The 12,734-nt window shown below is 67.1% G+C and carries 10 protein-coding genes; 7 read left to right on the forward strand and 3 right to left on the reverse strand.

All coding sequences use genetic code 11. The features are described 5' to 3' along the window. The first annotated feature begins 1 nt into the window (after position 1). The 3 genes from PSEMAI1_RS0106860 (at position 2) to PSEMAI1_RS0106870 (ending at position 3,026) form a co-directional block, all read left to right on the forward strand. A complete protein-coding gene (locus tag PSEMAI1_RS0106860) occupies positions 2-1,264 on the forward strand; it encodes an FAD-binding oxidoreductase (RefSeq protein ID WP_024302155.1) in 1,263 nt (420 codons plus the stop codon). A 42-nt stretch (positions 1,265-1,306) separates the two neighbouring features. Beyond that, a complete protein-coding gene (locus tag PSEMAI1_RS0106865; RefSeq protein ID WP_024302156.1) occupies positions 1,307-2,452 on the forward strand; it encodes a branched-chain amino acid ABC transporter substrate-binding protein in 1,146 nt (381 codons plus the stop codon). A 148-nt stretch (positions 2,453-2,600) separates the two neighbouring features. Next, positions 2,601-3,026 carry a thioesterase family protein gene (locus PSEMAI1_RS0106870; protein WP_024302157.1) on the forward strand — a complete coding sequence of 142 codons (426 nt, stop codon included), beginning with the start codon at positions 2,601-2,603 and terminating at the stop codon, positions 3,024-3,026. 61 nt (positions 3,027-3,087) lie between these two features. On the opposite strand, the gene mnmC is transcribed toward PSEMAI1_RS0106870, so the two are convergent. Together mnmC and mnmH are read right to left on the reverse strand one after the other, a co-directional pair. Beyond that, positions 3,088-5,067: a bifunctional tRNA (5-methylaminomethyl-2-thiouridine)(34)-methyltransferase MnmD/FAD-dependent 5-carboxymethylaminomethyl-2-thiouridine(34) oxidoreductase MnmC gene (mnmC, locus tag PSEMAI1_RS0106875; RefSeq protein WP_024302158.1), complete on the reverse strand. Its 1,980-nt coding sequence runs from the start codon at positions 5,065-5,067 to the stop codon at positions 3,088-3,090. 48 nt (positions 5,068-5,115) lie between these two features. Further along, positions 5,116-6,156, reverse strand: a complete 1,041-nt coding sequence (mnmH, locus tag PSEMAI1_RS0106880; RefSeq protein WP_024302159.1) for a tRNA 2-selenouridine(34) synthase MnmH — start codon at positions 6,154-6,156, stop codon at positions 5,116-5,118. A gap of 18 nt (positions 6,157-6,174) precedes the next feature. Here mnmH and selD point away from each other — a divergent pair, with 18 nt between their 5' ends. Further along, positions 6,175-7,215, forward strand: a complete 1,041-nt coding sequence (gene selD / locus PSEMAI1_RS0106885) for a selenide, water dikinase SelD (protein WP_024302160.1) — start codon at positions 6,175-6,177, stop codon at positions 7,213-7,215. 3 nt (positions 7,216-7,218) lie between these two features. Further along, entirely contained in the window at positions 7,219-7,740 is a 522-nt protein-coding gene (locus tag PSEMAI1_RS0106890; RefSeq protein WP_024302161.1) for a LexA family transcriptional regulator, read from the forward strand. Between the two features lie 15 nt (positions 7,741-7,755). On the opposite strand, the gene PSEMAI1_RS20860 is transcribed toward PSEMAI1_RS0106890, so the two are convergent. Then, positions 7,756-8,307, reverse strand: a complete 552-nt coding sequence (locus PSEMAI1_RS20860) for a hypothetical protein (RefSeq protein ID WP_024302162.1) — start codon at positions 8,305-8,307, stop codon at positions 7,756-7,758. Between the two features lie 256 nt (positions 8,308-8,563). Between PSEMAI1_RS20860 and clpB the strand changes: the two genes are divergently transcribed. Next, positions 8,564-11,140 (forward strand): ATP-dependent chaperone ClpB, encoded by a 2,577-nt coding sequence (clpB, locus tag PSEMAI1_RS0106900; protein ID WP_024302163.1) that lies wholly within the window; start codon positions 8,564-8,566, stop codon positions 11,138-11,140. A gap of 294 nt (positions 11,141-11,434) precedes the next feature. After that, entirely contained in the window at positions 11,435-12,721 is a 1,287-nt protein-coding gene (locus PSEMAI1_RS0106905; protein ID WP_232219856.1) for an EAL domain-containing protein, read from the forward strand. The last annotated feature ends 13 nt before the right edge of the window (positions 12,722-12,734 follow it).

Consider the following 12,734-nt stretch of genomic DNA (forward strand, 5'->3'; position numbering starts at 1 on the left):
CATGTCGAACTCCCTGACTTCAGCGGCGGACATCGTCGTGGTGGGGGCCGGCGTGGTCGGCATCGCCACCGCCTTGCAACTGCGCCTGGCCGGCTGCGCGGTGACGCTGGTCGACCGCGGCGAGCCGGCGATGGAAACCAGCTACGGCAACGCCGGCGCCTTTGCCGTCAGCGACGTGATTCCGCTGGCCGAGCCGGGTGTCTTGCGCAAGGTGCCGGGCTGGATGCTCGATCCGCTGGGGCCGCTGGCCTTGCGCTGGCGCTATCTGCCGACGCTGGCGCCGTGGCTGGCGCGTTTCGTCGCCGCCAGCCGGCCGAAGCGGGTGGCCGAGCTCACCCGTGCCATGGCGGCGCTCTTGAACCGGGTCAACGACGACTACGCGCCGCTGATCCAGCGCGCCGGCCTGAACCAACTGTGGCGGCGCCACGGCAACCTGACGCTGTACCGCAGCGAGGAGGAGTTCGGCGCGGCGCAGGCGGCCTGGGACGACAAGCGCCGTCACGGCGTGGGCTGGCACAAGCTCGGCCGTGCCGAACTCGAGCGCGACGCGCCACAGGTCGGCAAGGAGTGGCAGGTGGCCGTAAACGTGCCGGCCTGGTCGCACGTGGACGATCCCTACACCTTCAGCCGCGGGCTGTTCGACGCCTTCATCCGCGAAGGCGGGCGCTTCGTGCAGGACGAGGTGCTGGCTACCGCCTGTGCGTCCGGCCGCATCGCCGGGGTGGAGACCGCCAACAGCGGCCGGCTCAAGGCCGATGCGGTGGTGATCGCCTGCGGCATCTGGAGCGACCGCTTCACCAGGCAGCACAAGTACCGCATTCCGCTGGAGAGCGAGCGCGGCTACCACGTGACGCTGCCCAAGGCCGGCGTGGCGCTGCACCACTTCATCCAGTGCGCCAGCGAGAGCTTCGTGATCCTGCCGATGGGCAACGGCGGGCTGCGGCTCGCCGGCACCGTGGAGCTGGCGCACCGCGACGCGCCGCCCGACTGGCGCCGCGCCCACATCCTGATCGACAAGGCCAAGCGCATCGTCGGCGATTTCGATACCACCGACATGAGCGTGTGGATGGGCAACCGCCCCTCGGTGCCGGATACGGTGCCGGTGATCGCCCCGGCGCCGGACGTGGGCGGGCTGTACTTCGCCACCGGCCATGGCCACCTGGGGCTGACGCTGGCCGCCACCACCGGCGCGCTGCTGACCGACATGATTCTGCGGCGCCCCAGCGGTTTCGACGTTTCACCTTACCGGCTCGACCGGTTCTGACCGGCCTTTCGGCCAATCTAAAAGAGAAGCAAAGGAGAAATCATGAAGCAGCGTTTTCCTCGCAGCATGACCGTGGTGTTGGCCCTGGGCGGCGTGATGGCACCGTTCGCGGTGGGCGCGGCCTATGCCGATACCGTGGTGAAGATCGGCTTTTCCTCGCCGTTGTCCGGCCCGCAGGCACACTACGGCAAGGACAACGAGAACGCCACCAAGATGGCGATCGACGATCTCAACGCCAAGCCGATCACCGTCGGTGGCCAGAAGATCAAGTTCGAGCTGGTGTCCGAGGACGATCAGGCCGATCCGCGCGTCGGCACCCAGGTGGCGCAGCGCCTGGTCGATTCGGGGGTGAAGGCGGTGATCGGCCACTTCAACTCCGGCGTGTCGATCCCGGCCTCGCGCATCTACTCCGACGCCGGCATCCCGCAGCTGTCGGTATCGACCAACCCGGCCTATACCCAGCAGGGCTACAAGACCACCTTCCGCCTGGTGGGCAGCGACAGCCAGGTGGGCGGGGCGCTCGGGCAATTTGCCGTGAAGACGCTCAAGGCCAAGTCCATCGCGGTGATCGACGATCGCACCGCCTACGGTCAGGGCATTGCCGACGAGTTTGTCAAAGCGGTCGGCGCCAACGGTGGCAAGGTCGGGCGGCGCGAGTTCACGTCCGACAAATCGACCGATTTCACCGCCATTCTCACCTCGCTCAAGGCGGCCAACCCGGACGTGATCTTCTACGGCGGCGCCGATGCGCAGGCCGCGCCGATGGCCAAGCAGATGAAGCGTCTGGGCCTGAAGGCCAAGCTGATGGGCGGTGACATGCTCAACACGCCGACCTTCATCCAGCTGGCCGGCGCCGATGCCGCGGGGCATTACTCCGCCGTGCCGGGCGGGGTGCTGAACTCGCGTCCGGCCGGCAAGGCGTTCGAGAGCCGCTACAAGGCGCGCTTCAAGCAGGACGTGGTGCTGCTCGGGCCGCAGTTCTACGACGGCGTGATGCTGGTGGCCGAGGCGATGAAGAAGGCCAACTCGGTCGAGCCCGCCAAGTACCTGCCGCAGCTCGCCAAGCTGCGTTACAGCGGCGTCACCTCCGACTTCGCTTTCGACGCCAAGGGCGACCTGATGCGGGCTCCGGTGACCATCTCGGTGGTCAAGGACAACAAGTGGGCGGTGCAGTCGGTAGCTCAGTAAGCCACAGTATTCCTCTGTGCAGTCCTTGGGCCAGCCTTAGTGCTGGCCTTTTTTCTGGCGAGCCAGACGGCGGTGACGGACGCCATATGACGCGGTGCGTCATCTGCGGTTATGATGTGGTGTCATTACGTTAACGTAAGGTGCACATATGGAAAACCGTTTGCCGGTGATCGACCGCAAGACAATCACCATGCGCTGGGGCGACATGGACGCCGTCGGCCATCTCAACAATACCTATTACTTCCGCTACCTGGAGCAGATCCGCATCGAATGGCTGGACGAGCTGGGCCATGGCATCGACCCGGACGGTGTCGGTCCGGTGCTGGCCAGCACCGGCTGTGTGTATCGCAAGGAGCTGGTCTACCCGGCCACGGTGGTGATCACCATCGAGCTGGAAAAGCTCGGCAATTCCAGTCTCAAGCTGCACCACCGCTTCTTCCGCGAGGGCGATGAGGAAACGGTGTACGCCGAGGCCGACGCCACGCTGGTGTGGGTGGATTACCGCAGCGGCCAGACGGTGCGTATCCCCGAGCCGATCCGTGCCGCGATCAGCGGCGAGCGGCTGCCGGCCTGAGCGGCAGCCGGGAGGGAGCCGTGTAGGAGCAGCCCCCGTCTGCCGCCGTCGACGCCAGGGCTCAGGGCTTGATCTTCTGCCGGATCAGGTCACGCAACAGGAAGCGGCTGGGATGGATGGCGTCGAGCAGCGGCTTGGGTAGCGGTGCGGGCTCGCCCTCCAGGTAGGCGGCGAGGATTTCTCCCGAGAGTGGGGCGGTGATCATGCCGCGCGAGCCGTGCGCGGTGTTGACGTACAGACCTTCCACCCACGGCGCCGGGGCGTCGAGGCGGCGCGTGGCGTCCTGCCCCAGTGCCCGGTAGCGCTCGAGGAAGGCGGCACGGTCGACTACCGGGCCGACGATGGGCAGGTAGTCCGGGCTGGTGCAGCGGAAGGCAGCGCGCCCTCCCAGTGCCTCGTCGGGCAACTGCTCGCCGCCCAGCGCCTGGTACAGCTCAGGGCACAGGCCGGAGAGCATGGCGAGGTTCTCGCGGTGCTCGCCCGGCTGGACGCTCAGGTCGTCGGTGTTGAACTTGAAGGTGGCGCCCAGGCAGTGGCTGTCGTAGCGGGCGGGCGCGATATAGCCTTCGCCGCACAGCACGGTCTTGAGCCGGCGGCTCTCCGCCGTGGCCGGCGCCACGGTGACCTGGCCGCGGATGCGCTTGAGCGGCAGATGATGGGTGGCGTCGAAGGCGGCGGCGTCGGCCCCGCCGGCGATCACCACCACGGCGCCGACCGCGAGCGGGCCATCCTGGCCGTAGGCCGTCCACAGCCGCTCGGCCGGGTTCCAGGCGAGTTCCAGCGCGGTGGCGCCGACCACGCGGCGGATGTTGGCATGGTCGGTGAGCCGGGCAATCAGCCGGGCCGGGTTGAGCCAGCCGGCCTGCGGGAAGAACAGCCCGCCGCTGGGCAGGTCGAGGCCGGCGAGCTCGCTGGCTTCGTGCCGGTCCACTTGGCGCAGAAAACCGTCTGGCAAGCCGGCGGCGGCCAGTTCGGCCTGCTTTTGCGGGCTATCGCCCTCGTGCGGCAGCTGCAGCACGCCGCAGGCCTGCCAGTTGGCTTCGCTTTGCGGCAGTTCGCTGTGCAGCGTGCGCAGGCTGTAGCCGTAGCCCGCCAGCACCAGCCGGGTGAGCGGGGTGAAGTGCGGCGAGAGCTTGGCGTACAGCACGCCTTGCGGGTTGCCGGAGGCTTCCTGCGCCAGCGCTCGGTGACGATCCAGCAGGCTCACCTGCCAGCCGCGCCGCGCCAGGCTGGCGGCGCTCGCGGCACCGGCGATGCCGCCGCCGATGACGATGGCGCTGCGCTCCGCCAGCACGGTGGCCGGCCGGGCGAACCATGGCGCCTGCCAGCCGGGTTCCGGCGCGTGCTCCAGCCGGCCGCGGCACATCTCACGCTTGTGGCCGTAGCCCGGCACCTTCTCCACGGCGAAACCGGCGGCGATCAGGCCGCGGCGCACCGCTCCCGCGCTGGTGAAGGTGGCGAAGGTGGCGCCGGGGGCCGACAGCCGCGCCATCTGCTCGAACAGCGCCGGCTGCCACATCTCCGGGTTCTTGGCCGGGGCGAAGCCGTCGAGGAACCAGGCGTCGACACGGGCATCCAGCTCCGGCAGCGTTTCCAGCGCGTCGCCGACCAGCAGGGTCAGCGTCACCCGTCCGCCGCGCAGCACGAAGCGATGCCAGCCCGGCGTCAGGATGTCGTACTGGGCCAGCAGTTCGTCGGAATAGGGCGTCAGCTCGGGCCACAGCGCCAGTGCCTGGCGCAGGTCGTCCGGAGTCAGCGGGAATTTCTCGGTGCTGACAACATGCAGCCGGGCCGTGGCCGGGGCGTATTGCTCGAAGCACTGCCAGGCGCACAGGACGTTGAGGCCGGTGCCGAAGCCGGTTTCGCCGATGCAGAACTGGCCGTGCTCGGGCAGGGCGGCGAAGCGCTCGGCCAGCGCGTTGTGGTGCAGGAAGACGTGACGCGTCTCCTCCAGGCCCGAGGCGCGGGAGAAGTAGACGTCGCCGAAGGTGCGGGAAAAGGGCTGGCCATCTTGCCAGTCGAGTTGGGCGTGATGCGTCATCCGGTTCTAGTTCTATCGTGCATTCAGGTGCGGTCGAAGCGGGCGGGGTCAGGCGGGCAGGGCCGCGGCCGTCGCCGCCAGGCTTTCCGGCGACAGGCTCGACAACCTGATGTCGAGCGCTTGGTCGAGCCGCTGGTAATGGTTGCCCTGCGAGCGGTGGTAGAGCGGGTCGTAGTGCATCTCCAGCAGTTCCTGGACCAATTGGTCGAAGCGGCCCTCGCGCACCAGCTCGGCCCAGCTGTCCAGCTGGGCACGCGAATGCACGTTCTTGAGGAAGCCCAGTTGCTCCAGCAGGCGTTCAGGCTCGGCGACGTAGAAGTCGTAATCTTCCAGCAGGAAGCGCACGCGCTCGGCGAGCGGCACTTCCAGCCGCAGGCACTCGCCCCGGTGCATGGCCTGGAACAGCGCGTCGGGCAGGGCGACCTGGCCGATCTTCTTGCTCTCCGCCTCGATGTAGACCGGGCGCGCCGGGTCGAGCTGGCGCAGTTGCAGCGCCAACTGGCTGTCGAAGCCTTTCTGCGAAGGCTGGGGCTGGCGCGGCAGCAGGCCGAGCACCGAACCGCGGTGGGAGGCCAGCCGCTCCAGATCGAGCACCTGGTGGCCGGCTGCTTCCAGCGCCTCCAGCAGACGGCTCTTGCCCGAGCCGGTGGGGCCGCACAACACGCGGAAGTTGAATGCCGTCGGGCGCTCGGCCAGTTCGTCCAGCACCTGGCGCCGGTAGGCCTTGTAACCGCCCTCCAGCTGGTGGGCGTTCCAACCCACCTGGGCGAGCACGATGGCCATCGCTCCCGAGCGCTGCCCGCCGCGCCAACAGTAGATCAGCGGTTTCCACGACTTGGGGCGGTCGTGGAAGCGTTCTTCGATGTGGCGGGCGATGTTCTTCGCCACCAGTGCGGCGCCGACCTTGCGTGCGGCGAACGGCGATACCTGCTTGTACAGCGTGCCGACGCGGATGCGCTCCTCGTCGTCCAGTACGGGGCAGTTGATGGCGCCGGGCACGTGGTCCTCGGCGAATTCCGCCGGGGAGCGCACGTCGATGATCTCGTCAAACCCGGTGAGCTGTGATACGTTCGCGACCTTGAAATACATGGTATGTGGTGAGAGCCGATGGCTGAAATACGATTGACCCAATTGTCTCATGGCGGCGGCTGCGGCTGCAAAATTGCCCCGTCGGTGCTGGAATCCATCCTGTCCGGCGCCAAGGAAAAAATGCCGTTCCCGAATCTGCTGGTCGGCGCCGAAACCAGCGACGACGCGGCGGTCTACAAGCTCAACGATAGCCAGGCCATCGTCGCCACCACCGATTTCTTCATGCCCATCGTCGACGATGCGCGCGACTTCGGCCGCATCGCCGCCACCAACGCGCTGTCGGACATCTACGCCATGGGCGCCACGCCGATCATGGCGCTGGCCATCGTCGCCATGCCGGTGAACACCCTGCCGCTGGAGACCATCCGCGACATTCTCGACGGTGGCGAATCGGTGTGCCGCGAGGCCGGCATTCCGCTCGCCGGCGGCCACTCCATCGACGCGCCCGAACCGATCTACGGCCTGGTGGCGCTGGGCGTGGTGCATCCCGACCAGCTCAAGCGCAACTGCGACGCGCGCGACGGCGACGTGCTGATCCTCGGCAAGGGGCTGGGCGTGGGCGTGCTGGCGCAGGCGATGAAGAAGGGCGTGCTGGATGATGCCGGTTACGCCGCGCTGATCGCCTCGACCACCCGGCTCAACACTGTGGGCGCGGAGCTGGCGCCGCTGTCCGGCGTGCACGCGCTGACCGATGTCACCGGCTTCGGCCTGTTGGGTCATCTGCTGGAAATCTGCAAGGGCTCGGGGTTGGTTGCGGATGTCGACATGGCGGCGGTGCCGGTGCTGGAAGAGGCGCGCCCGTTGGCGGAGCTGGGCTACGGCCCCGGCGCCATCGAGCGCAATATGGCGAGTTTCGGCCAGCATGTCGATTTCGCCGACAGCGTGCCGGAGTGGCAGCGCCGCCTGCTGGCCGATCCGCAGACCAGCGGAGGCCTCCTGGTGGCGGTGGCGCCGGAGCAGGCCGACGAGGTGCTGGCGCGCTTCAAGGAGCGCGGCTTCGGCTACGCCGCGGTGATCGGCTCGCTGCGTCGGGGCGAGCCGCGCATCAACGTGCGCTGAGCCATGGCCGGACTGCATCGGTCTGAATCCACACTAACATCGCTCGCCGTGTCGGCCACCGCGCTGGATACGCTGATCGCGCGGTTTCCGGAGCAGGTGCTGCGAGTGGCCCCCGAGCTGTCGGACACGGTGCTGCCGCTTTACGCCTCCCACGTGCCGGCGGGCTTTCCATCTCCGGCCGACGACTATCTGGAAGCCTCGCTCAATCTCAACGATTACCTGATCCGCCACCCGGAGTCGACCTTCTTCGTCCGGGTATCCGGCGAGTCGATGAGCGGCGCCGGCATCTTCGACGGCGACATGCTGGTGGTCGACCGCCTGCTGCCGCCGCGCCATCGCGACGTGGTGATCGCGGTGCTGGCGGGAGAACTGACGGTCAAGCGGCTGGAACTGCGCGCCGACGGCCCCTGGCTGGTGCCGGAGCACCCCGATTATCCGGCCCTGAGGGGCGATCCCGAGGCCGGATTCGAGGTGTGGGGCGTGGTCACGGCGGTGGTGCGTTCACTGCGTCAGCCTAAGGCCTGACGTCGACGCCGCCCGTCAGAAGGCTCCGCGCAGGTTGAACGTGGTGATGGAGGTCTTGCCCTTGTCGGGTCCCAGGTTGACATTCGGCATCCAGCTCATGGCGAACGACACGTTTTTCGAATTCATGAGCACTTCCACCAGGTTCAGTCCCGGCAGATAGCCGAGTTCCAGCCGCAGTTTCTCGGAGCCGAGCGAGAGCAGCGGCAGGGTCATCAGCCCGCTCCTCCCCGGGCCGCCCAGATAGCCGGTGAACAGCGTGACGCCGCCGGAGATCGGTCCGCTGACCGGCCATTCCCTACGCCATCCCGCACCGGCAAAGTAGCCGGTTCTATCGAGCGGGCCGGGATAACTGCTCACCCGGCTGATCCACGTACCCTCTCCCTCGTCGTCAGAGAATTCCCACTCCACCCCGAGCCCGGCTGTTGGGCCTTTGAGCGTGCTGCAGTAAGCCGGGCTCGCCTCGCAGAAGCCGGGGGTGGCGGTTCCGTAACTGAGCACCGAGAACTCGTCGGCGGCGGCAACGCCGGCAGCGAAAAGGCCGATCAGGGCGGGAGCGTTTACGTTCATTTTGTTACTCCTGTTTTTATAGTTATCTGAATTTATTTAATTTATTTCAATTTACATTTGATTCTGATGATGAGAAATGTATTAAATAAACTGATGCGGCGGGCTGGAGGAAAGGGGGCGGCAAGGGGTGGGCGGGGCAGGGTGACCGGGGGGTATCGTCGTCATGCTGGAAGAATATGAACGACGGGTGGACGCGCTCTTGAAATCAGCAAAACCCCGCCCAAAATAGGGATTAATAGCGATTCGGGAGCTCGTCATGCGATTCGACAAACTGACCACCAAATTCCAGCAAGCCTTGGCCGACGCGCAAAGCCTGGCGCTGGCCAACGACCACGCCTACATCGAACCGCAGCACCTGTTGGCGGCCATGCTGGACGACGCCGACAGCGGCGTCGGCAGCCTGCTGGCGCGGGCCGGGGTCAACGTGGCCGGGCTGCGCGGCGGGCTCAAGGCCGCCATCGACCGGCTGCCCAAGGTGCAGGGCACTGGCGGCGAGATCACCGTGTCGCGTGACTTGGGCAACCTGCTCAACCTGACCGACAAGGCGGCGATGAAGCGTGGCGATGCCTTCATCGCCAGCGAGCTGTTCCTCTTGGCGCTCGCCGACGACAAGGGCGAGACGGGGCGGTTGTTCAAGGAGCACGGCGCGACCGCTTCCGCGCTCAACGCCGCCATCGACGCGGTGCGTGGCGGTGCCAGCGTGGACAGCCAGGATGCCGAGAGCCAGCGCGAGGCGCTGAAGAAGTACACGCTCGACCTGACCGAGCGTGCCCGCCAGGGCAAGCTCGACCCGGTGATCGGCCGCGACGACGAGATCCGCCGCGCCATCCAGGTGCTGCAGCGCCGCACCAAGAACAACCCGGTGTTGATCGGCGAGCCCGGTGTGGGCAAGACCGCCATCGTCGAGGGCTTGGCGCAGCGCATCGTCAACGGCGAAGTGCCGGAGAGCCTCAAGCACAAGAGGCTCTTGGTGCTCGACCTGGCCGCGCTGCTGGCCGGCGCCAAGTACCGCGGCGAGTTCGAGGAGCGGCTGAAGAGCGTGCTCAGCGACCTGGCCAAGGACGAGGGCAACACGCTGATCTTTATCGATGAGATCCACACACTGGTCGGCGCCGGCAAGGCCGAAGGCGCGATCGACGCCGGCAACATGCTGAAGCCGGCGCTGGCACGCGGCGAACTGCATTGCCTGGGCGCCACCACACTCGACGAGTACCGCAAATACATCGAGAAGGATGCCGCGCTCGAGCGCCGTTTCCAGAAGGTGCTGGTGGACGAGCCCACGGTGGAAGACACCATCGCCATCCTGCGCGGGCTGCAGGAGAAGTACGAAATTCACCATGGCGTGGACATTACCGACCCGGCCATCGTCGCCGCCGCGGAGCTCAGCCATCGCTACATTACCGACCGCTTCCTGCCCGACAAGGCCATCGACCTGATCGACGAGGCGGCCAGCCGCATCAAGATGGAGCTCGACTCCAAGCCGGAGGAGATGGACCGGCTCGACCGCCGCCTGATCCAGCTCAAGATCGAGCGCGAGGCGGTGAAGAAGGAGAGCGACGAGGCCTCGCAGAAGCGTCTGGCGCTGATCGAGGACGAGATCGGCCGGCTGTCGCGCGAGTACGCCGACCTGGAAGAGATCTGGAAGGCAGAGAAGGCCGCCGCGCAGGGCAGCCAGAGCATCAAGGAAGAGATCGACCGGCTCAAGGTGGAGATGGAAGACCTCAAGCGCCAGGGCGACTGGCAGAAGCTGGCCGAGCTGCAGTACGGCAAGCTGCCGCAGCTGGAGGCGCGGCTGAAGGAGGCGGAAGCGGCCGGTGGCGGTGTGAAGACGCCCAATCGCCTGCTGCGTACCCAGGTCGGCGCCGAGGAAATCGCCGAGGTGGTGTCGCGCATGACCGGCATTCCGGTGTCCAAGATGCTGGCTGGCGAGCGTGAGAAGCTGTTGAAGATGGAGGACGTGCTGCACGAGCGCCTGGTGGGGCAGGACGAGGCGGTGCGCGCGGTGTCCGACGCCATCCGCCGCAGCCGCTCCGGTCTCTCCGACCCGAACCGGCCGTACGGCTCCTTCCTGTTCCTCGGGCCGACCGGGGTCGGCAAGACCGAGCTGTGCAAGACGCTGGCCGGTTTCCTGTTCGACAGCGAAGAGCACCTGATCCGCATCGACATGTCGGAGTATATGGAGAAGCACTCGGTGGCGCGGCTGATCGGCGCGCCTCCGGGCTACGTCGGCTACGAGGAGGGCGGCCAGCTGACCGAGCAGGTGCGGCGCAAGCCCTACAGCGTGATCCTGCTGGATGAGGTGGAGAAGGCCCACCCCGAGGTGTTCAACATCCTGCTGCAGGTGCTGGACGACGGCCGCCTGACCGACGGCCAGGGCCGCACCGTGGACTTCAAGAACACCGTGGTGGTGATGACCTCAAACATCGGCAGCCAGCACATCCAGGCCATGGGCAGCGACGATTACCAGGTGATCAAGCTGGCGGTGATGGCCGAGGTGAAGGGCTACTTCCGCCCCGAGTTCATCAACCGCATCGACGAGGTGGTGGTGTTCCACGCGCTGGCGAGCGCTCAGATCCGCTCCATCGCCCGCATCCAGCTCAAGTCGCTGGAGCGGCGGCTGGCCAAGCTGGAGCTGTCGCTGCAGGTCACCGACGCGGCGCTCGACGCCATCGCCGAGGCCGGTTTCGACCCGGTGTACGGCGCACGGCCTTTGAAGCGCGCGATCCAGTCCGATATCGAGAACCCGTTGGCCAAGGCGATCCTGGCCGGCAAGTACGAGCCCAAGGCGACGGTGCTGGTGGACGCCCGCAACGGCCAGATCGTGTTCGAGTGAGTTCATAAGGGGCGGTATACCGCCTGCGGAATCGGCCCCCGGCCGCCGGTGAGGGAAACCCGCCGGGTGACCGGGGGCTTTCGTTTGGGTGTTCCGGGCGCACTGCTGCAGTGCAATATGCGCCAATGCCGGGCGATTTCTGGCCGATTGGGGTCGATTTCAATAGCATGGCCCGGGAGGGAGGCTGGCACGGCATTTGCTGAATGGTGGGCAGGCGGGCCAACGGCGGTCCGCACTTGAAAGGGACAACGGCGTCCCCGGGGCTTCTCGGCCCGGGGACGCCTTTTTTTTGCCATGATGCGAACAACATCCGCTCTGCCACTGGCTTCGACCAATCCGTGTCTGCCGCTTGACGATATCACTCGGGCCATCTTCTCCGAGGCCGGCCGTGCCATCGGCCGCTTCCGGGATCTGTGCCTGGACAGTCACTTCCAGCCGATCTATAGCCTGGCGCACAGCCGCATCGTCGGCCATGAGGCGCTGCTGCGTGCATCGGCGGCGGATGGCAGCCCCATCCCGCCGCTGCAGGCGTTGGGGTGCGCGCGGGACGACGAGGAGCGGGTCTTCGTCGACCGCTTGTGCCGCGCCTTGCACCTCGCCAACTACCAGTACCTCGGTCCGCACGATGCCGGGCAGACCTGGCTGTTTCTCAACGTGTCGACCCAGGTGGTGATACGCACCGGCCAGTCCGAGCCGTTTTTCGCCGAGCTGCTGGCCCACAGCGGCTTCCCCGCCCGACGCGTGGTGGTGGAAATCCTGGAGGGAACCATCGCCGACCAGTCGCTGCTGAGCGAGGCGGTGGCCAATTACCGCAGCATGGGCTGCCTGGTGGCGCTGGACGATTTCGGCGCCGATTCCTCCAACATCGAGCGCATCTGGCGTGCCACACCCGACATCGTCAAGCTCGACCGCAAGCTGATTGCGGCGGCCGAGCATTCGCCGCGGGCACGGCGTGTGCTGCCCGCCACCGTGGCGCTGATCCACGAGGCGGGCAGCCTGGCGCTGATCGAGGGGGTCGAGAATACAGAGCAGGCAGCCATTGCTCTCGACAGCGACGCAGACCTGGTGCAGGGCTATTACTTTGCGCGCCCGGCTGCCGTCCCGTTGCGGCAGGATGATGGCGGCATCGCCGCCTTGTCGGCCCGGCACGCCGCGGCGCGGGCCTCCGCGCGCCAGCAGCAGGAGCTGCAGGTCTACGCCAGCGTCTTTCAGCGGACGGCCAAACGGCTGTGGAGCGAGTATGGTCTGACGGCCGCCTGTGCCGAACTGCTCGCCATGCCGCGAGTGGACCGTTGTTACCTGATCGGGGCGGACGGCGTACAGATCGGCGCCAGCGTGCTGCCCTTGGGTCAGGAGCCTGCCGCTTCGCGCTTCGCGCCGCTGGAGGAGGCCCAGGGCGCCAACTGGTCGCGCAAACCTTACCACTACCGCGCGCTGGCCCACCCCGGCCAGCTGCAAGTCAGCAGCCCCTATCTGTCCGTGGCCAATTCCCGTTTGTGCGTGACGCTGTCGCTGGCCGTGCCGCTGGCGCAGGGGCTGCGGGTGCTGTGTTGCGACATCAAACTGGACGAACTGGCCTGAGAGGAGAACACCG

It is taken from the genome of Pseudogulbenkiania sp. MAI-1 (assembly GCF_000527175.1).
GTDB lineage: Bacteria > Pseudomonadota > Gammaproteobacteria > Burkholderiales > Chromobacteriaceae > Pseudogulbenkiania.

Excerpts from the sequence above, each read along its gene's own strand:
- PSEMAI1_RS0106860 (WP_024302155.1), top strand. The coding sequence starts at position 2 with ATGTCGAACTCCCTGACTTCAGCGGCGGACATCGTCGTGGTGGGGGCC.
- PSEMAI1_RS0106865 (WP_024302156.1), top strand. The coding sequence starts at position 1,307 with ATGAAGCAGCGTTTTCCTCGCAGCATGACCGTGGTGTTGGCCCTGGGC.
- PSEMAI1_RS0106870 (WP_024302157.1), top strand. The coding sequence starts at position 2,601 with ATGGAAAACCGTTTGCCGGTGATCGACCGCAAGACAATCACCATGCGC.
- mnmC (WP_024302158.1), bottom strand. The coding sequence starts at position 5,067 with ATGACGCATCACGCCCAACTCGACTGGCAAGATGGCCAGCCCTTTTCC.
- mnmH (WP_024302159.1), bottom strand. The coding sequence starts at position 6,156 with ATGTATTTCAAGGTCGCGAACGTATCACAGCTCACCGGGTTTGACGAG.
- selD (WP_024302160.1), top strand. The coding sequence starts at position 6,175 with ATGGCTGAAATACGATTGACCCAATTGTCTCATGGCGGCGGCTGCGGC.
- PSEMAI1_RS0106890 (WP_024302161.1), top strand. The coding sequence starts at position 7,219 with ATGGCCGGACTGCATCGGTCTGAATCCACACTAACATCGCTCGCCGTG.
- PSEMAI1_RS20860 (WP_024302162.1), bottom strand. The coding sequence starts at position 8,307 with ATGAACGTAAACGCTCCCGCCCTGATCGGCCTTTTCGCTGCCGGCGTT.
- clpB (WP_024302163.1), top strand. The coding sequence starts at position 8,564 with ATGCGATTCGACAAACTGACCACCAAATTCCAGCAAGCCTTGGCCGAC.
- PSEMAI1_RS0106905 (WP_232219856.1), top strand. The coding sequence starts at position 11,435 with ATGATGCGAACAACATCCGCTCTGCCACTGGCTTCGACCAATCCGTGT.